Source organism: Mycolicibacter heraklionensis (genome assembly GCF_019645815.1).
GTDB lineage: Bacteria > Actinomycetota > Actinomycetes > Mycobacteriales > Mycobacteriaceae > Mycobacterium > Mycobacterium heraklionense.
In genome coordinates this window covers 1,081,489-1,100,656 of the sequence record NZ_CP080997.1, presented here as the reverse complement: position 1 = coordinate 1,100,656, position 19,168 = coordinate 1,081,489, and the positions used below count along the sequence as shown (strand labels likewise).

17 protein-coding genes and 1 tRNA gene are annotated in these 19,168 nt (G+C 66.6%); 10 read left to right on the top strand and 8 right to left on the bottom strand.

The annotated features are described in order from the left end of the window. Window positions 1-66: 66 nt before the first annotated feature. A complete protein-coding gene (gene rsmI, locus K3U94_RS05250) occupies window positions 67-903 on the bottom strand; it encodes a 16S rRNA (cytidine(1402)-2'-O)-methyltransferase (RefSeq protein ID WP_220695805.1) in 837 nt (278 codons plus the stop codon). A gap of 24 nt (window positions 904-927) precedes the next feature. On the opposite strand from rsmI, the gene K3U94_RS05245 reads away from it, so the two are divergent. The 3 genes from K3U94_RS05245 (at window position 928) to K3U94_RS05235 (ending at window position 4,137) form a co-directional block, all read left to right on the top strand. Beyond that, on the top strand, window positions 928-2,487 hold the full coding sequence (locus tag K3U94_RS05245) for a dolichyl-phosphate-mannose--protein mannosyltransferase (RefSeq protein ID WP_220695804.1): 1,560 nt from the start codon (window positions 928-930) through the stop codon (window positions 2,485-2,487). A 126-nt stretch (window positions 2,488-2,613) separates the two neighbouring features. Continuing rightward, complete coding sequence (locus K3U94_RS05240) at window positions 2,614-3,468, top strand: putative endonuclease domain-containing protein (protein WP_047317342.1); 855 nt, start codon at window positions 2,614-2,616, stop codon at window positions 3,466-3,468. 69 nt (window positions 3,469-3,537) lie between these two features. After that, the gene (locus K3U94_RS05235) at window positions 3,538-4,137 is read left to right on the top strand and encodes an alpha-ketoglutarate-dependent dioxygenase AlkB (protein ID WP_220695803.1); all 600 of its coding nucleotides are present in this window, start codon (window positions 3,538-3,540) and stop codon (window positions 4,135-4,137) included. Window positions 4,138-4,154: 17 nt separating this feature from the next. On the opposite strand, the gene K3U94_RS05230 is transcribed toward K3U94_RS05235, so the two are convergent. Together K3U94_RS05230 and pat are read right to left on the bottom strand one after the other, a co-directional pair. Further along, window positions 4,155-4,811 (bottom strand): DUF5642 family protein, encoded by a 657-nt coding sequence (locus tag K3U94_RS05230; RefSeq protein WP_220695802.1) that lies wholly within the window; start codon window positions 4,809-4,811, stop codon window positions 4,155-4,157. 42 nt (window positions 4,812-4,853) lie between these two features. Next, on the bottom strand, window positions 4,854-5,879 hold the full coding sequence (gene pat, locus K3U94_RS05225; protein ID WP_220695801.1) for an acetyltransferase Pat: 1,026 nt from the start codon (window positions 5,877-5,879) through the stop codon (window positions 4,854-4,856). A gap of 155 nt (window positions 5,880-6,034) precedes the next feature. Between pat and gdhA the strand changes: the two genes are divergently transcribed. After that, window positions 6,035-7,387, top strand: a complete 1,353-nt coding sequence (gene gdhA, locus K3U94_RS05220) for an NADP-specific glutamate dehydrogenase (RefSeq protein WP_047317346.1) — start codon at window positions 6,035-6,037, stop codon at window positions 7,385-7,387. A 101-nt stretch (window positions 7,388-7,488) separates the two neighbouring features. Further along, entirely contained in the window at window positions 7,489-7,818 is a 330-nt protein-coding gene (locus K3U94_RS05215) for a DUF732 domain-containing protein (protein ID WP_220695800.1), read from the top strand. Window positions 7,819-7,827: 9 nt separating this feature from the next. Here the strand turns inward: K3U94_RS05215 and K3U94_RS05210 are convergent, their stop codons facing one another. Further along, window positions 7,828-8,277 (bottom strand): SRPBCC family protein, encoded by a 450-nt coding sequence (locus tag K3U94_RS05210; protein ID WP_220695799.1) that lies wholly within the window; start codon window positions 8,275-8,277, stop codon window positions 7,828-7,830. Window positions 8,278-8,317: 40 nt separating this feature from the next. On the opposite strand from K3U94_RS05210, the gene K3U94_RS05205 reads away from it, so the two are divergent. Further along, a complete protein-coding gene (locus K3U94_RS05205) occupies window positions 8,318-8,932 on the top strand; it encodes a TetR/AcrR family transcriptional regulator (protein ID WP_220695798.1) in 615 nt (204 codons plus the stop codon). A 1-nt stretch (window position 8,933) separates the two neighbouring features. Here K3U94_RS05205 and K3U94_RS05200 read toward each other — a convergent pair whose 3' ends face one another. Both K3U94_RS05200 and K3U94_RS05195 read right to left on the bottom strand, forming a co-directional pair. Further along, window positions 8,934-9,968 (bottom strand): EcsC family protein, encoded by a 1,035-nt coding sequence (locus K3U94_RS05200; RefSeq protein ID WP_220695797.1) that lies wholly within the window; start codon window positions 9,966-9,968, stop codon window positions 8,934-8,936. A 17-nt stretch (window positions 9,969-9,985) separates the two neighbouring features. Beyond that, window positions 9,986-10,852 carry an SCO6745 family protein gene (locus K3U94_RS05195; protein ID WP_220695796.1) on the bottom strand — a complete coding sequence of 289 codons (867 nt, stop codon included), beginning with the start codon at window positions 10,850-10,852 and terminating at the stop codon, window positions 9,986-9,988. Window positions 10,853-11,062: 210 nt separating this feature from the next. Between K3U94_RS05195 and K3U94_RS05190 the strand changes: the two genes are divergently transcribed. The 4 genes from K3U94_RS05190 to K3U94_RS05175 all read left to right on the top strand — a co-directional run bounded on the left by K3U94_RS05190 (window position 11,063) and on the right by K3U94_RS05175 (window position 17,810). After that, window positions 11,063-11,506 (top strand): CDGP domain-containing protein, encoded by a 444-nt coding sequence (locus K3U94_RS05190; RefSeq protein WP_052956737.1) that lies wholly within the window; start codon window positions 11,063-11,065, stop codon window positions 11,504-11,506. A gap of 143 nt (window positions 11,507-11,649) precedes the next feature. Continuing rightward, complete coding sequence (locus K3U94_RS05185) at window positions 11,650-14,601, top strand: hypothetical protein (protein WP_220695795.1); 2,952 nt, start codon at window positions 11,650-11,652, stop codon at window positions 14,599-14,601. 48 nt (window positions 14,602-14,649) lie between these two features. Further along, window positions 14,650-16,572, top strand: a complete 1,923-nt coding sequence (locus K3U94_RS05180; protein WP_220695794.1) for a hypothetical protein — start codon at window positions 14,650-14,652, stop codon at window positions 16,570-16,572. 161 nt (window positions 16,573-16,733) lie between these two features. Beyond that, complete coding sequence (locus tag K3U94_RS05175; protein WP_230987430.1) at window positions 16,734-17,810, top strand: MinD/ParA family ATP-binding protein; 1,077 nt, start codon at window positions 16,734-16,736, stop codon at window positions 17,808-17,810. Window positions 17,811-17,843: 33 nt separating this feature from the next. Here K3U94_RS05175 and K3U94_RS05170 read toward each other — a convergent pair. Both K3U94_RS05170 and sepX read right to left on the bottom strand, forming a co-directional pair. Beyond that, window positions 17,844-17,916, bottom strand: a tRNA-Ala gene (locus K3U94_RS05170). A gap of 49 nt (window positions 17,917-17,965) precedes the next feature. Continuing rightward, on the bottom strand, window positions 17,966-19,093 hold the full coding sequence (gene sepX / locus K3U94_RS05165) for a divisome protein SepX/GlpR (RefSeq protein ID WP_220695793.1): 1,128 nt from the start codon (window positions 19,091-19,093) through the stop codon (window positions 17,966-17,968). Window positions 19,094-19,168 lie beyond the last annotated feature (75 nt).

The following is a 19,168-nucleotide window of genomic DNA, read 5'->3' as shown; positions in this document are numbered from 1 at the left end:
GCCCTCCCGAGGCCAGGAAGCTACTGCAGCAAAGCTTAACGACGCCGGGACGAATCCGATATCCCCTCACTCCCGGGAGCGCAGCACCGCGTCGTACAGCTCGCGTCGCGACACCGCGGCCGGCACGTCGGCGATCACCCGCGCGCAGGCGTCCTTGACACGCATGCCCTCGCCCGCCAGCCGGTTCACCTCGTCCACCAGGGTTGCCAGGTCGGCGCGCGGGGTGGCCCCGGCCAACACCACGGTGATCTCCCCCAGCACGCCGTCGACCGCCCAGTCGGCCAGCTCGGCCAGGGTCCCGCGCCGCACCTCTTCGTGGGTCTTGGTCAGCTCCCGGCACACCACCGCGCGGCGCTGGCCACCGAGCTCGTCGACCGCGTCGCGCAGGCAGTCGGCCAGCCGCCGCGGCGACTCGAAGAACACACACGTACGTCGTTCGTCGGCCAGTGACGCCAGCCAGGCCCGTCGCGCGGCCTTCTTGCGGGGCGCGAAGCCCTCGAAACAGAACCGCTCCGCGGCCAGTCCGGACACCGCCAGCGCGGTCGTCACCGCCGACGGGCCGGGCAGGCAGGTCACCGGCAACCCGGCGTCGGCGCACGCGGCCACCAGCCGGTAGCCCGGGTCGCTGATCAACGGCATCCCGGCGTCGCTGACCACCAGCACGGTGGCCCCGGCGTCGATGTCGGCAAGCAGCGCCGGCACCCGCGCCGCCTCGTTGGCGTCGAACAGACTGACCACCCGCCCGGCGATCTGCACGCCGAGCGCCTTGGCCAGCGTCCGCACCCGCCGGGTGTCCTCGGCGGCCACCACGTCGGCGGTGCTCAGTGCTTCGACCAGCCGCGGCGAGGCATCGGAGGGCTGGCCCAGCGGGGTGGCACCCAGCAGCAATCGACCATCGGGCATGGCGCACAGCCTACGATCGTCGGAATGAGTGCTCCGACCGCTACCAGGCCCGCGGCCGTGCCGGAGCGCAGTGCTCCGGTGATCAGCCCTGGGCTGTTGGTGCCGGTCGCCGATTTCGGGCCGACCGACCGGGCCCGGGGCTGGGCCGTGACCGCGGCGGTGACGCTGCTGGCCGCGGTGACCCGCTTTTCGAGCCTGTACACGCCGACCGACGCCGGCACCCCGATCTTCGACGAGAAGCACTACGCGCCGCAGGCCTGGCAGATGCTGCACAACCACGGTGTCGAGGACAATCCGGGCTACGGCCTGGTGGTGCACCCGCCGGTGGGCAAGCAGCTGATCGCGATCGGTGAGGCGCTGTTCGGCTACAACGGGCTGGGCTGGCGGTTCACCAGTGCGCTGCTCGGGGTGCTCGCGATAGCGCTGCTGGTGCGGATCGTGCGGCGGATGACCCGCTCGACGCTGGCCGGCGGGATCGCCGGACTGCTGCTGGTGGGCGACGGCGTCAGCTTCGTCGCGGCGCGCACCGCGCTGCTGGACGGCTTCCTGACGTTCTTCGTGGTGGCCGCGTTCGGGGCGCTGATCGTCGACCGCGACCAGGTGCGCATGCGCATGCACACCGTGCTGACCGACGGCCGCTGCGGCGCGACGCCCTGGGGCCCTCGGCTCGGGGTGCGCTGGTGGCGGTTCGGCGCCGGGGTGCTGCTCGGATTGGCCTGCGCCACCAAGTGGTCCGGCCTGTACTTCGTGGTGTTCTTCGGCGCGATGTCGCTGGCGTTCGACATGGCCGCCCGCCGGCAGTACCGGGTGCGGCGGCCCTGGCTGGGGACGCTGCGCCGCGACCTCGGCCCCACCGCCTACGCGATGGTGCTCATCCCGTTCGGGGTGTATCTGGCGTCGTATGCGCCGTGGTTCGCCTCCGAGACCGGCGTGGACCGGCACGAGGTCGGCCAGTCGATCGGGCTTCAAAGCCGGTTCCCGGTACCCGACGCGCTGCGCTCGCTGTGGCACTACACCTACCAGGCGTATCACTTCCATGCCGGGCTGACGAACGCCGCCGGCAACCACCACCCGTGGGAGTCCAAGCCGTGGACGTGGCCGATGTCGCTGCGCCCGGTGCTCTATGCGATCGACCAGCATGACGTCCCCGGCTGCGGCGCGCAGTCCTGCGTCAAAGCCGTGATGATGGTGGGCACGCCGGCGATGTGGTGGCTGGCCGTGCCGGTGCTGGGCTATGCGTTGTGGCGCAGCCTGGTGCACCACGACTGGCGCTACGCCGCGGCGTTGGTGGGCTACTGCGCGGGCTGGCTGCCGTGGTTCGCCGATATCGGACGGCAGATGTACTTCTTCTACGCGGTGCCGATGGCGCCGTTCCTGGCGATGCTGCTGGCCCTGATCTGCGTCGACATCGTGAACGACGGCAGAACCGGCACCGAGGAGCGCTGGGCGCTCGGGTTGCTCGCGGTCTCCGGTTACGTGGCACTGGTGCTGACCAACTTCGCCTGGCTGTATCCGATTCTGACCGGCGTGCCGATCTCGCCGGCCACCTGGAATATGGAGATCTGGCTGCCCAGTTGGTCGTAGCCCGGCCTCGCAGCGCCCTGCCCTCGAGATTGCGCCCAGGGCTGTTGGCGGAGCCTATCCACAGCCGTGGGCGCAATCTCAACGCGCGGACCGCTGGATGTCGGTGCCGCTCATCACCATCGACCCATGTTCGAGGTGTTCAAAGGAACCGAGGCGCTCGCCGGCGGCCTCACTCGCGGCAACTTGCGGTGGAACTACTCCGCACTCTTTCCCGACGTCTACCTGTCAAAGGAAGCGCCACCGACATTGCGCGCCAATACCGTTGGCGCCTGGCTCTGGTCGGGGCGCAAGGGCGTGATCGCGGGCCGTGCCGCGGCGGCACTGCACGGCGCCCGGTGGATCGACGCGACTACGCCGATCGAGATGATCTGGCGCAACGGACGGCCACCGACGGGAATCATCGTGCGCAATGAACGCATCGACGCCGACGAGCTGGTCGACATCGACGGGATGTTGGTGACCGGACCGGCACGTACGGCTCTAGACCTCGGCCGGCATCTACCCCGTGACCTGGCCGTGCGGCACCTCGATTCGTTGAGCCGTGCCACCGGCGTGAGTGCCGGCGAAGCCCTGCTGTTGGCCAAACGTCACCCTGGGGCCCGAGGACTGCGCCGATCGAAAGTCGCACTCGATCTGATGGACAGGGGTGCCGAGTCACCAAAGGAGAGCTGGTTGCGGATGGTGCTGATCGACGGTGGGCTCACCCCGCCGGTTACGCAGATACGTGTCGGCGACGGCGCCTGTGTGGCTTATCTGGACATGGGGTGGCGGGACGCGATGGTTGCCGTCGAATACGACGGAGAGCACCATCGGACCGACCGGCGGCAGTATGCGAAGGACGTCCGCCGCGGCGAGATGATTCGAGACCTCGGATGGTGGGTGATCAGGGTGATCAAGGAGGATCACCCTGCCGTCATCGTCGCGCGCGCTCGTGAGGCCCTTGCGCGACGATCGGACTTGAGATTGCCGCCAGGGCTGTGATCGCCGGACTGGTCACAACCCTCACGGCAACCTCGACGAATCGAACGAATGTGCGATAGTCTGCGTGTCGTGGCGATACCGGTTCAGGAGTCGCTGTTCGACCTCAGCGAACGCCGACAGCTCGGCGACGGCGCCTGGCTCGACGTACGTCCGGGCTGGCTGTCCGACGCCAGCAGCGAACTGGTGGGCGAGCTGCAGACGGTCATTCCCTGGCGAGCCGAACGCCGCCGGATGTATGACCGGGTGCTCGACGTCCCGCGGCTGGTCAGCTTTCACGACCTGACGACCGGGGAAGCGCCGCACCCGGCGATCGCGAAACTGCGCCGCCGGCTCAATGACATCTACGCCGGGGAACTCGGCGAGCCCTTCACCACGGTGGGGCTCTGTCTCTACCGTCACGGGGGCGACAGCGTGGCCTGGCACGGGGACACCATCGGCCGCGGCGCCACCCACGACACCATGGTCGCAATCGTCAGCGTCGGCGCCACCCGCACGCTGGCCCTGCGGCCACGCGGGGGCGGTCCCGCCCTGCGGTTGGCTCAACACCACGGCGACCTGCTCGTGATGGGTGGCTCATGCCAGCGGACGTGGGAGCACTCGATCCCCAAGACGGCCACGCCCACCGGCCCGCGGATCAGCATTCAGTTCCGCCCGCGTGGCGTGCGGTAGCCGAACCGGCGGCTCCGCTAGTTCCGGATCGCTTCCACCGCGGCCACCAACAGCTCGCGGGCCCGGGCGGTGTCGACCGGGGTGACGGACTCGCCCGGCCGCACCAGGGGGTTGGCGGTGACCAGGACCTGGTAGGGCCCGAAGTAGGCCGAGTAGTTGTAGAGCTCACCGACGCGGGACTTGCCGGCCGCGACGGCCTCGATCACCCGGTGCACGCCCAGGGTCTTCGCCCCGTCGATGTGCGGCACGTCGACGGTTTCGATCAAGCCGCGCATCTGGGCACCGGAGAAGCCGATTCGCCGGCAGCTGCGTCCCGGCTCATTGACCGGAACCGGCTCGGAGGTCTCCAGGGCGATGGTGATGAAGCGGTTGCCTTTCCCTTCGGCGGCGACGGCGGCCATGTTGCCCTGCACGCCCTGCGGCAGTTGCTGGCTGATGGCGAACTTCGAGCAGTCGGCGGGATCGAAGGTCAGGCCCGGGGGCAGCGCGGTGCCCGCCAGCAGTTTGGGCTCGATCCCGGTACGTGGGATCGCTTTGGCCTCGAATTCCGGGCCGAAGGACGACTTGAGGTCGACCACCTTGCCGATGTCGGCGGACACCTCGGCGGGACTGGAGCTGCAAGCGGCGAGCAGGCAGACACAGCCGATGGCCAGCACCGCGCGAAGGGTCAACATCGCAGCCAATTTACCCAACGCGACCTGGGCCGCGGCCAGCGGTTACCCCACGGCTTGGATGGCTTGGCGGCCAACCTCTTTGATCCGATCGGCAGTCACGCGGTCGAACGGCAGCTGGTCCTCGCCCGGTACGTCGAGGACGGTGGTGACGACGCCGGGGTCGTCGCGCTCCCAGTAGGCGCCCAGATGATCGAGGATGGCGCGCATGGGCGCATTCTCCGAGAGCACCCGCGCGGTGAACTTCTCGATGCCCTCGAGCCGGGCGATGACCGCCACCGCTCCCACCAGATAGGTGCCGATCCCGCGGCCCTGATAGCTGTCGCCGACGATGAACGCGATCTCGGCGAAGGTTGGGTTTTCGGGATCGCGGACGAATCGCCCGTCCGCGACGAACGAGCCGTCGAGCTCGGTGATCACCCAGACGAAGTGGTCGACGTAGTCGACCTCGAACAGGTAGTGCATCAGCGCGGGACTCGGGGTCCGGGTGGTCTGGAACCGCCGGTAGAGCGTCTCCCCGGAGAACTCGACGTGCCCCGTCACGGTTCGCGCGCTGTCGCCGGGCAGCACCGGCCGCAACAACAGGTCGGTGCCGTCGCGGGCCTGGATCGGTACGGCGGTGAGGTAGGCGGCCAGGCGCTGGCGCGCGATACGCACCAGCCTTCCCATGACCTCGGGAACATGCACCATCTCGTGGAAGGCCTGCTCGTCACCGATCCAGCCGGTCAGCGGCGTCGAGGTGGTGACCGTCGCCGTTCGCCGGCCCTTGCGGAGCAGCGCGATCTCACCGACCACCATGCCGGCGGTCACCTCGTTGACGACCACGGCGCCGTCGTCGCCGATGTGCTTGACCTGGGCCGATCCCGACGAGATCAGCAGGAATGACACAGCCTGCTCGCCCTGCCGCATGAGTTCGGCACCGGCCGGGGCCTGCAGCGGTCGCAACCCGGCGAGCAGCGGCGCCAGATCAGCCGCCGAGCAGTCGGCGAAGATCTCCATCTCCGCGAGGTCAGCGGCGGGTAACGCCTCGTCAGGCACCGTGGCGAGCGGGTCCCGCCGCGACTTCACCATCGAGTGCTCCGCCCCTTGTTCGCCAATCAAGGTTAACCAGTGCCCCGCGAATGTTAATGATTTAACAATGCCGTAACGGCCAGGATTCGGCGTTAGCGATTAAGGCCGCTAGCCTGTGCCCGCGACAGCGACACGCGAGGAAGAGATCACACATTATGACCGAACTGAACCCGAAGCTGCACGACATCTACGACGAGGTGCTGCGGCGCAACCCCGGTGAGGCCGAGTTCCATCAGGCCGTTTTCGAGGTGCTCAGCAGCCTCGGCCCGGTGGTGACCAAGCACCCGGAGTACGTGGACAGCGCCGTCATCCGGCGGATGTGCGAGCCCGAGCGCCAGATCATTTTCCGGGTGCCGTGGCTCGACGACAACGGCGACGTGCAGATCAACCGGGGTTTCCGGGTGGAGTTCAACTCGGCTCTGGGCCCGTACAAGGGCGGCCTGCGGTTTCACCCCTCCGTGTACCTGGGGATCATCAAGTTCCTCGGCTTCGAGCAGATCTTCAAGAACTCCCTGACCGGCCTGCCGATCGGCGGCGGTAAGGGCGGGTCGGACTTCGACCCCAAGGGCCGCTCCGACAACGAGATCATGCGGTTCTGCCAGTCCTTCATGACCGAGCTCTACCGCCACCTGGGCGAGTACACCGACGTCCCCGCCGGTGACATCGGCGTGGGCGGGCGCGAGATCGGCTACCTGTTCGGCCAGTACAAGCGCATCACCAACCGCTACGAGTCGGGCGTGCTGACCGGCAAGGGCCTGACCTGGGGCGGGTCGCAGGTCCGCACCGAGGCCACCGGCTACGGCGCGGTGTTCTTCGCCGACGAGATCCTCAAGACGGCCAAGGACTCCTTCGAGGGCAAGCGGGCCGTGGTCTCGGGTTCGGGCAACGTGGCGATCTACGCGATCGAGAAGATCCACCAGCTGGGCGGCACCGTGGTGGCCTGCTCGGACTCCAGTGGCTACATCGTCGACGAGAAGGGCATCGACCTGGAGCTGCTCAAGGAGATCAAGGAGGTCAAGCGCGAGCGCATCGAGGCCTACGCCAAGACCCGCGGCGGCACGACCCAGTTCGTCAACAGCGGCGGTTCCATCTGGGACGTGCCCTGCCAGATCGCGATTCCGTCGGCCACCCAGAACGAGCTGGACGGCAACCACGCCGCCACGCTGGCCCGCAACGGCTGCAAGATCGTCGCCGAGGGCGCCAACATGCCGTGCACCCCGGAGGCCGTCAAGCTGTTTTCCGAGGCCGGCGTGACCGTTGCGCCGGGCAAGGCAGCCAACGCCGGTGGTGTGGCCACCAGCGCGCTGGAGATGCAGCAGAACGCGTCGCGGGACTCGTGGAGCTTCGAGTACACCGAGCAGCGGCTGGCCGCGATCATGCAGAGCATTCACCACCGCTGCCTGGTCACCGCCGATGAGTATGGCGCCCCGGGCAACTACGTGCTGGGCGCCAACATCGCCGGCTTCATCCAGGTCGCCGACGCGATGACCGCGCTGGGGCTCATTTAGCGCCTGTTGACTCTGCGTCCATGGCGGGGTGCACTCGCACTTCTCCGCCATGGACGCAGAGTCGACGTGCTTTCGACCCCTTATCGCCTAGCATCGCCGGTATGAATCGGATTCTGGGTGCAGCCGTGTTCGTCGGGACCGCCGCCATCGCCCTGCTCGGCAGCGCACCGGCCTACGCCGACGACGCCAGCTATCTGGCGGCACTCGACGCCAACGGCGTCTTCAAGTCCGGTCCGCCCAACGCACGCCTGTCGGCCGGACACCGGTTCTGCAACCAATTGCGCAGCGGCTCCACGGTCGACCAAGTCGTCGACGACTACGTGCGTCGGCCGTCGTTCGGCGGGCCGTCCATGGTCGACGATCTGACGGTCAACCTGCGCCCGGTGATCGACATCGCGCAGCACGAACTGTGCCCTGACACCCTGCACTGATTCTTCGGGTTATCCCGCCTTGCGTTCAGCGGCGGCGACGAGCTTGCGCATCAGCGTTCCGAGCACCACCCGCAGGACCATCCAGTAAGCCACACCCACTGCGCGCCAACGTGTCTCGTACCGGCCGCGCCACGTCACCCGGGTGCCGTCGGCGTCCTCGACGAAGGTCACCCGCGCCTGATAGTCGCGGATCGGGCCATCGGTGAGCATGGTGTAGCCATGTCGGCCGGGGGGTTCGTGGATGGTGATCATCTCGCGGGTCGGCCGTCTGCGCCGCCCGACGGCCCGGATTGCGCCCACACCGGCGTCGCCGGTCGGGCTCAGAGACTCCCATGTGGAGTACGGGATCAACGGCGCGGCCCACTGCGACCACCGGGCGCCGTCGGAGACAAGGGCAAACAGGGTCTGCGGCGATGCCGTGGTGCGACTCCGGACCACACACTCGTAGCGGCGCATCATGGCCGACACAATAACAGAACGCTGTTCTATTATAGGGGTCATGTCGATACCCCGTCCCCTGCCCTTCGCGCGCGCCCGCAACGAGGCGCAGCGCCAGGACCGGTTGACGCGGCTCACCGCCGCCACCCGCGAACTGCTGACCCACACGCGGGCCACCGCACTGACGCTGGGCGACGTGGCGACAGCGGCCGGTCTGGCGAAGTCGGGCATCCTGCGCTACGCCGGTTCGCGCGAAGCGCTGTTGCTGCGAGTGATGCACGACGAACACCTGGCCTGGATCGACACACTGGCCCGCGAACTGCCGGGCAGGACGCCGGCGGAAGCCCTGGCCCGCACCCTCGCGGCGCGGCCCGTACTGTGCGAGCTCATCGCGGCTTCGCCAGCGCTGATCGCCAAGCTCAGTCCCGACGAGATGGGTGTCCTGATGACCCAGGCCCGCGACGCTCAGCAGCGCCTCGGTTCGGCCCTGCGGCCCTCGCTGCCGCTCTCCGACGACCAGCTCAGCGCCCTGACGGCGGCGGTGCACGCCTTCACCGGCACCGCCTGGGCCTGGACGAATCCGAATTCGATCCGGCCGATCGTCACCGACTTCGAGTCGACCGTCGGGCGACTGCTGCGAGTCTTCATCGCCGGGCTGGAGTCGGTGGACCGGTGAATCAGTCCGGGGCAGCGCCTTCGTCGCCCGATTTCGCAAGTATCTCGTCGATCAGTGGGATGTCGACAGCACCGTCAGAAGCCACCACCGGCGCCCACTGGCCGGCGTCCAGGTCGTGCTTTTCGGTGAGGAACCGCAGCCGATAGGCCTGCTGGGCGCGTTCGAATGTCTGATGCGCGATGCGGGCGTTGAGTCCACCGTTGACCACCGCGCCCAAGATCGGAACCGCCTGCGCCAGTTTGCGTTTGGCCAGCCGGAATCCCAGCGCCATGGAGACCTGACGGATCACGTTATCCGCCTGCTGCGGCTGCAGATGGTGCCACGACGCCTGACGCATCATCTGCTGCGTCAGGCGCGACAGCGAAGCCAATGCCGCGGCCTTCTCCGCGGAGTTGCCGGCGGCGGAATAGGCGATCACCCCCGAAGCGAACGCCTGCTCATCTGGCACGCGGACGTCGTAACCGTAGTGTGCCGCAACCAATGCCACGATGCGGCCCATCCCGACCAGCACCGCGGTCACGTCAGCCACGACGGCCGAGGCCGCGACCGTCATGGTCGTACCGCCGGTGACCGCACTCGTGACCGCCGAGCCCGTTACCGCCAGCGACGACGCCGCGCCTTCGGCCACGGCCAAGGCGATGTAGCGCTCTTTGCGGCGCGGCATCGAGCGGTCGCAGTGCTTCAGGTCGAGCGTCTTCACCTCGTCATAGGACTGCACCGCGACGCCTTCTTCGGCGAACATCGCGAAAACGTTGGCCGGCTTGACCGAATTGAGTCCCCGCTCTACCAGAACGGCGTGCAGGGTCTCCAATGCCTTGGTGGTGAGCTGGTCCACCTTGCCGATGGCTGCCGTGGCGCCCGGGACCTGTTCGACCCCGGAGCGGACTTGGGAAACCACGTCTTTGGCGCGATCCGTGATGCCCTGGCTGAGGCCTTCGAACCATCCGGGCGGTTCGGCGCCGGTAGCCGCGTCCAACAGCAGGCCCCAAGCCTTGCGCTCATAGGGGGACATGTCCGGCCGACCAGACTGAGCCACGTGAGAAATCCTACCGGTCACTGCCGGTCGAGGAATTGGCGAAGATCAAGCCCCATCGGCGAATCAAGAGGGATCTCACCCGAGGCGACGACGGCCCGGGTCAGCGGGTGCAGCATACGGATCAAGTCGTGCCGTTCGGTATCGCTCAGCGCCTCATACCCCGGGGCGGCGAGCCGGTCGGTTTGCTCTTCGATCTGCGCTTTGAGCCGGACGCCTTCCGGGGTGAGCCCATCGGCCCCGACAAGACCCTTGTCGCGCAGCGCGTTCGCCAGCCGGTTCCACTCGTCATCGGTGAATTCGCGGGCGACGGTGTAGGTATGGCGTGGGGTCCCCGAGGCCAGCGCGTGGAACACATGCGATTCGCGGCCCTCGATACCGGCAGCCAGAAGGGCCGCGATGTGACCATCGCCGCGATGCTCGCGCAGCACGGTGGCCGCGTGCCACAGCTTTGCCAAGGGCTGCTCCGGCAGCCGCAGTGCATGATTGGCGGCACCCAGAACACGGCCGGCGAGGGGCGCCGCAGACGCCACCCGTGCGGCGAGTTCGGCCGCGCGGGCCACCTCCGGGCCGTCCGCCAGATCCGCGAGGTGGCGCCGCAGTGCGGCGACCGCGCCCGCTTGACGTGCCTCGAGGGCAGCTTCGGGCGGCGCGAACTGCCACGCGGCGGGCAGCGCCTTGGCGACGCGTTCGAAGGAGAAGTTGTAGAACACCGCATGCACGACTTCGGCGCCGACCGCACCCAGGGGAGCGGCGCGGCCCGCGAAGTAGCCCATCCAGAATCCGCGATAGCCGGCGGCGTCGAGCGCGGCCAGGGGTTCCGGTGAGAAGTAGACAACCGCGTGCAGGGGCTCCAGCAGCCGCCACGCCTCCCGAGCGCTAGACACGGTGGCCGCCGGATTGTGTGGCGCGAACTGACATGAGCATGGTCATTCCACTACCTCGCATACCTCACTCTCGGCCCCTCCGCCCACCAGGCTGCCTTCGAATCGACGTGTACGCAAAGTGACGGTACGGTTAACAGAAGGTGAACTGACGTTTGCCGGTCCCGTCAGAGCGTGTGTTGTCGTAAGCCGAGTTCGAAGGATTACTTCCCCATGTCCACTCATCTGATCATCAGGGCGATCATCGGCATCGTCACCTTCGGCGCAGTCGCCTTCACGGGCGCCTACAGCCCCCCGGTCGCCCGTGCCGACCACCCCGCCAACTGCGATGTCCGCCCCTGGGGCTTTCTGGGCAGACAGACGCGGGTTATCTGCGACTCGCCGATCCGGCCAGACGGCTATTGGACGCGCCAGCGGATCATCGGGTTTCCCGCCCACTATCAAAACGCGACCAGCCGCTGCTCTAACAGCAAGTACTACAGCAACTGCACGTACTACCCCGGTGGCTGGGTCGACGCCGAGGTATCAAGTCACGACACCTACGAGGTCCGCGCCGACAACGTTCTGCCCGACGAGCCCGGGCACATGCCTGACCCGGCGCCGCTACCCCCTCCGCCCGACGGCTCTGCGCCCCAGATGCCGCCGGACCGCGACTGAGCAACCACATCACTCGTACCGGCTCCCAGGGTTGAGCGAGGAAACTCCGACGCCCAAGCCGTCATTGCGGTGACGTTGCAGTAGCAGCCGACGCGATGGAGCAAACCAGTCCACCGGCGAACGCGTTGCTGTAGACAACACATATGGCAGTCAAGCCGTCCAGGACTGGCCGAGTTATACCGACAGTCCTATCGATTATCAGCGGCCTCCCGTTCGCCTATGGCGCGTTGCTGTGGCAGCGCCGGGACGATACGAAGATCGCCTCCGCTCGCCTGGCCGAACTCGTTCACGACTCCCGGGTGGCCTTTTTGCCCGGCGACAGCGAACTGGTCCGCAGCGCAGTAACCCAAGGCTGGTCGGTCATCGCAGGCTATGGCCTCGTGTTGGCAGCCTGCGCGGTGATCTATCAGATGCTTACCTTCTCCGCGGTAGGCCGACGAGCCATTCCGCTGGTGTGGGGTATCGCCGTTCTCGCCGTCGCGGCCAACGCCATCGAGAACACCTTGCTGTATCTCTCCCTGGCGCATCCCGGTCTACGTTTCTGGGTGACCGTCGCCGCGGCAACGAAGTGGGCGGCATTCGTCGCGGCAGCATTGGTAGTCGCGGTCACCGCAGCATTGGTGACTCGGTTGGCTAAGTCCTATATGTCCCAGTACTTGATCCGGCGGCGTTCGGACCTGCACAGCGGCCGACCGTGGTGGACTGGATTGCTTGCGCCGCTTGATATTCCGCAGACTTCCGAGCAGGCCGACGCTGACGAGCGAGCGTGGCGCCTTGCCTACAATGTGCCTGGCTCGGGCAAACATGCCGGAGGGACCGCGTTGTGCTTGTCCGGAGGAGGGGTGCGGTCGGCTTGCGTAGCAATGGGAGCGATGCAGGTCTTCTCGAGTCAGCAACTGCCCGGTAGCGATCGCAAATTATTGGACGACTTTTCTTACATCATATCGGTGTCCGGGGGCGGCTTCAGTGCCGGCGCACGCCTCCTAGCCGTACAGCCTCCGCCCAGGTCGGAGGGGCTGCCCGAAAGTCCCGAGACGAAATCTTTGCCCATATCGGCGCGCTTCGCGCCCGGCTCTCCGGAGTTCAATTATCTGCGAAGACATTCCAGCTATATCGCCGACACCGTGCCGGCTCTGCTCATGGCGCTGGCTCAGGTAGTTCGAAATCTTTTGGCCTCGTTGGCTATGCTCTTTTCTTCTGCGATCCTGATCGGCTGGCTGGCGGGTTGGCTCTACGCCATCATCCCGATCGCGGCCAGAGTCCCGGGAACGAATCGGGCGGGACAGCTGATTGCCCTCAACCCTTACCCGCCGCCAATCTGGGTGGCGCTCTTGATTATTCTCGGCGCAGCGCTGCTGGTTGCCGCCGGCGCCCTGATCGCGGAGTGGCGTTCGGTGCAGCCTGAAGCCACACGCTGGAAGGAGCGGTTGGGCACGATCGCAGAGGCCATCATGCTTTATGCGTTGATGTTCTTCATCCTGGTCGCGGCCTTACCGCAACTTCTCGCGTGGTGCTCGCCCATCGCTCCCGCCATTCCCGAGGGCCATTCGAGCCGAGCGTTTGCAGGGGCGCTAGGTGGAGCAGCCGCCATCGCGGTCGTGCAGTTGGCCACCGCAGTGGTGTCGATGGTACGACCGAAGGACTCCGGCAGTTCCCAGAATGACTCCGGGCTCTGGTCATGGATCAAGAAGATGCTGCCCCCGTCGGTGCTCCAACTGCTCCTGACCACCTTGACCCTGACCATGCTGGCCGCGGTGTGGTTCGCGATCCTGGGAACCGCCGGCGCATGGGTCTTCAACTACGCCACCCATGATGGCACCACGTTGCACTCCGTTCCGTATTGGAAAGAATGCTGGCTGGCCGTCGTCGTAGTGGCACTCTTCCTCGGCTTCTGCGATGTCACATCGCTGAGCCTGCATCCGTTCTACCGCACCAGGATTGCTCGCGCGTTCGCCGTACGCCGGGTGTCTGGAAGCGCGCAGCCCTACCCCAAGACGGAGCCGACCTGGCTGGACACTTATGGCCGGTCTGCCGCCGGTGGACCGGAATTCGTGTTCGCCGCCGCGGCAGCGGTGTCCGGGGAACGTAAGCCCGGGCCAGGCCAAAACGTCGTCTCCTTCGTCCTTGGAGCTGACCACATCGGCGGCCCGGCACTGGGCTGGCTTCGCACCGCGGGTTTGCGGCAACTGGCACCTGCCCGCATTCAGCGCGACCTCACTGTCCAAGCGGCGATGGCGATCAGCGGCGCAGCGTTCGCCTCGTCGATGGGCCGGCAGACCAGCGGAATTCAGGCCCTCCTGGCCGCCTCGGGGGCACGGCTGGGAACGTGGCTGCCGAACCCGGTGTTCGTCGGAGACCTCGAGCACAACCAATCGAATAGGGCATTTCCCAAGGCATTGCCGTCGGTGCGCGGGGCGAGCTACTTCTACCGAGAACTGTTCGGCATCAACAAGTCCGACGCCCGATTGGTCCAGGTGACAGACGGCGGTCACTACGAGAATCTGGGGCTGGTTGAGGCACTGCGCCGCAGGTGTCGACTCATCTACTGCATCGACGGTGGCGGCGACACCCCGCCGCTGCTGTCCGGGCTAGCCGATGCGACGCGGTTGGCCAGAAGCGAACTCGGCGTGGAGATCTCCCCGTATCCGGTGTCATCTTCCACCGCTGTGCCACGTGCTGATCAAGCCGAGCACGACGACGCTAAGGTGGCATTCTCGGAGGCCGAGCTTGCCCCCGGCTCCGGCACCCGGTTTCCGCGGTCGCACCCTTTCGAGCGCCTCAACGGACGCTTGACCGCTGGGGCGGTATTGCGGGCCAAGATCACCTATCCCGCCGCCGCCGGCCTGCGGGAGAGCATGGGGATCTTGATCCTCGCCAAAGCGACGCTGTGGCAGCAGTTACCCGATTGGGTCCTGACTCACGCCGCTTCGAAGGGTAACGACGCCTTTCCGCACGACAGCACCGAAAACCAGTGGTTCACCGAAGCTCAGTTCGATGCGTACATCGAAGTCGGCCGTCTCATCGCGACCGAGGCGCTGCGAGCGCCCTACCCGGCAGATCTGTCAGCGCCGCGAAACTGGGGCCAGTTCCAGTGACCAGAAGGTGTCGATGTTGAAGCATTCGTCGCCGGTGAAGGAGGAGGCATGGAGTCGCCGCAGCCGGAAAGTCGGTATCAACGCCTTGCGGACGGGATCGCGGAGCGGCGGTTGACGGGATTGACCCGCGGCGAACGGGCCGCGGTGCTGCTCCTAATCGGCATGAGCGGTATTGCCGTATTCATATCTGCTCTCATGGTTTTCGATAAAAGTGCCGTCGATGTCAAATCCGAACCGACGTGGCACGGCGTGAACGGTGTGATGATCCTCGGTGGCTTGGCTGTATCGACATCGCTGCTCGCCGCTGCCTTGCGGCCGAGCGAGAAGTCGGGAGCGTCGGGTCGGGTGTTGACGGCGACCGCCGCGGCGTTGCCCTACGGTGGACTCGCTGCGCTGTGTCTCACCGTGCTGTTCCTCGATCTGACGTCGATCGGCGCTGCGTCGACGATGCTGGCGCTAGCGTTCTGGATCTGCCTGGCCGCCGGTTGCCTGTGGGCTGTCAGACGCGCCCCGACACTCCCGGCCCGACTGCTAGAACGCAGTCAGGCTATGAAGGTACTCGTCCCGGCAGCCTTGCTGTTGCTGTTGGCGGCCCTGGCGGCCGTTGTCGGGCGATCGACGTGGATCGTGGAATGGGTGCTGGCGCCGACGCTCATCCTGGTCGCATTCAGCGCGGTCGCCGTACTGCCCGCGCTGTCCACTGTCGGTGCCGCCAAAGGTCTTGAGACACTCCATAATCGAGGCACGAAAGTGGCCGAGAAGGTACGGGCCAGGCCGTGGACATTGTTCGGTATGGGCCTTGCGAAACTCGCGATCATCACCTGGCTGTGGCTGGCGTACCGGAGCCAAGGGCAGTCAGGATCGAAAGTGGGTACGTCGTGGTCGGCGTGGATAGCCGGCGTGGCGCTGGCTCTACTGGTGATGACTCTGTTCTCAGTGAACAGGCGGTTGACCTTCTCCGACTCTGACCACCTCACCGTGTCGCGCACCACGGGCCTGCTCGTTGGGGCAGCTCTTATCCCCATCGTGGTTGTCGCCTTCGTCAGCGGAGTGCGCACTTCCCGGCCCGACAAACTGCTGACCATCATCGCCATCGCGATCGTCATCATCGCGGCGGTGGTCGCGAGCCGAATGGAGCAGCGACGCCAAAGGATAGCCGCGGCGGCCGCCACCCTAGCTTTAGCCGTATTCTCCTCGCTCTGGCTCCTGCCGCGGCAGATCGGCGGGACCAGGCCGGAATCCACCGTGGTGAGAAGCCTTCGGGAGGTCTCCAACCCGCCGGCGCAAATGGCGCAGCCCATCACCGTCGGCTCGGCTTTGGAGATCATCGAGGCTGTGCTCGCCGTCAGTGTGGTCGCTTTGCTCGTCGCGACATTTGCGAGCGGGCGCAAGTCGTTGGGGGTTTATCTGACGGCGGTATTGGCTTGGCTGCTCAGCAGATACCTGGTGGCGCCGAAGGTGGCCCCCGAGATGACCGACCTCAACTTCGACCTGGTGTTGACTGCGGTACTGACGGCCACCGCGGCGCTCTGGGCGGCCGGACGCCGAGGCCCGATCGACCCGTTCGAGATCGCGGCCACCATGACCGTGACGTTCTTCCTCATCGAGTTGCCACTGCTCGGCGGTCTGATGCCGAATCCGCCGTCGCTCAAGTTGTGGCTGGCGGTGCTCGCCCTCGTCACCGCGGCGGTGGGGGCGATCTGGAGCATCCTGGCGGATTTGGCGAAGCCTGCCGAACAGCGGGACGGGTTCGTCCGTCTGTGCACGTCCACGCTACTGCTCTATCTGCTTCTCGCGTTCGCCTGGACGCTGACTGACGGTGCGACAGCGCTTGTGCAAGGTATCTCGGGCCTCGTGCTCAGCTACCTCGCGATTCCCCTCGGCCTGCTCCTGGTCGCTGCAGCCGCAGTCGAGCAGACGACAGAGCACGCCAGCAGCCGGCAGGCGTCACGTCCGCACCCAGCGCCTTAGCGGTTCGATTTTGCCCGCTTCTCGACCCGCACCCATTTCTGCTGCGACATCGATTTTCGCCGTAGCGGATCAGCCGCAGAACTGTAACGGCCGGCAAACAGTTCTGTTGTGCTGCCCAAGATTGCTGATATGCAATTGACCACCCGTGCTACTAATGCATCGTGACCGACCTGGACCAACCGTCACCGAAGCTGCCCGATTGGAGCACTGCCAGCACGAACCGGGGTTCGCATCGGCGTCCGAATCAGGCGGGTGCCCACCGGATCGGAAACGAGGCGGGCCGCCGTCCCCGTCGGTATTACCCGATCTCCGAAATCCTGCATATGCCGGATCTGCCCGCGCCGCGAAAGGCCGCACCGGCCTCCGGCTGGCGCAGACTCGTTTATGCCGCCTCATTCCACGGCATCAATGCCGGAGAATCACCGATTGAACAGCATTTCCGTGCACTCCGCGACCAGATCCGTCAGCGTATGCACAAGAACTTGGTGATCGGCGTGGTCTCCGGTAAAGGCGGCGTCGGCAAGACCACGATGACCACGTGTATCGGCGGCGTATTCCGGGAATGTCGGTCAGACAACGTGGTGGCGATCGACGCCACACCCGGCTTCGGGACGTTGGCCGACCGGATCGACGCCGGCTCACCTGACGGCTACACCGAGATCATCTCCAAGACCGACGTTCGGGGCTACACCGATATCCGAGAACATCTCGGCCACAACAACATCGGTCTGGATGTGCTGTCGGGCAATCGGACATCCGACCAGCCTCGTCCGCTCGTGCCGTCGATGCTGAACGAGGCGCTTGCCCGCCTGCGCCGCACTCACCAGGTCGTCCTGATCGACACGTCGGACAATCCGGAGCATCCGGTGATGAAGGCGGTATTCAACTCCTGCGACGCCTTGATCTTTGTGTCCGGACTCACCGGCGACACCGCACTGCCGGTCGCCCGTTGCATCGATCTACTGCGCTCAATGGACTACGACGAACTGTTGGCGCGTTCGATGGTCATCCTCAACAACAGCCGGAACCACGCCACTCCGAATGCGCGACGCTACCTCACCGATCTGTTCACCGAGGCCGAGATCCGTGCCGAATACATGCCGTACGACTCGCACCTTGCCAAAGGCGGGATTATCGACACACAGAACGAGCTTCGGCCGCAGAGCCGGCTACGACTGTTCGAAATCGCGGCGGCGCTGGCGGATCAACATGTGCGCAGAGCCGATCGACTGAACTGACCGGGCTCGACAATCTGAACTACACCAACTCTGTGGAGCTAAGGGGAATCGAACCCCTGACCTTCTCGATGCGAACGAGACGCGCTACCAACTGCGCTATAGCCCCTGACCGCTAGGAGATTACCAGCCCCCGGCCGGCCCCCTGAAACCGAGACCTACTGACCGGCGGCACGCGCCAGGTCGCTGCGCCAGTCGTACCGGCCGGCGCTCGACGTGTACTCGAGGTGCTCGAACACCGGGTCCTCGTCGTCGATCTCCAGCACCGCCACACCCGGACGGCGCAGTCGTGACGGCACCACCTCGAACGCGTCGGTGTGCAGACTCTCGCGCTGCATGCGAGGCCGCTCGGAACGCCGTGCGCGGCGCGCCCGCACCTGCTGCTCGATACGCGTCTGGCGCCGCAGGTAGGCCAGATAGAGCACGGTCGCGCCGGCCGCGCCACCACAGATCCACCACGCGGTGGGCGCCACGGTGAAGGCGGTGAGCGCCGAGAGCACCAGGATGACCGCCAGCGACATCAGCACCCGCTTGCGGAACTCGTACTTGCGTGCGCTGACGGCGGCCGCGGTGTCGATACGGGGGCGGCGACCACGGGCCGACAGACCGGCCCTGCCCGCCCGCGTGGACTCCGCCTCGGGTTCCAGCCCGGAGCTGTCCTCGACGTATTCATACTCGTAACCGTCGGCCTCGGCTTGGCCGTCGGCGCCGGCAGTCGGCTCCTCGTCGGCCTCGGCTTCCGCCTTGGCGGCCAAGGCCTCGGCCGCCATGGCGGCCTCCTCCGCAGCGCGCGCTTCCGCCTCGGCGGCGGCCTGAGCTTCGGCCTGGGCGCGCGCCTCGGCCTCAACCTCGGCGGCCAGCCCCGCTTCCGACAGCGGCAGCACGTCGGAGTCGTCGGCGACGACGTCGACGTCCAAATAGTCGAGCTCGGCCTGCTCGCCCACCTGCGTCTCCGAGGCGGCGACGAACACCGCCGCCGCGGCGACGAACACCCGGGAACCACCCTCGGCGGGTTCGCCCTCGACCTCGTCGACATCATCGATGTCGTCGGGCTCCTCGAGGTCGTCGGCGCTGTGCTGCCAGTCGGGATCGCTGCGGTGACCGGCGGCCGGGCCGCCGCGCTTGAGCAGCCGGGCACTGGACCCACTGGTCAAGACCCGGGTCGCCAAGGCCACGTCACTGGTACGACGGACCGCGTCACGCTTGCTGACCAGCATCGGCACCAGTACGAACAGCCAGAGAACGACCAGTGAGATCCAGAGCAAAGATTGCGGGATGCTGGGCATGGTTGGCCTGCTCCTTTCCGAGCCAAGGCTAGGTGTGTGAGCCACACGACCTCGGACGACGCGCCGAACCAATTA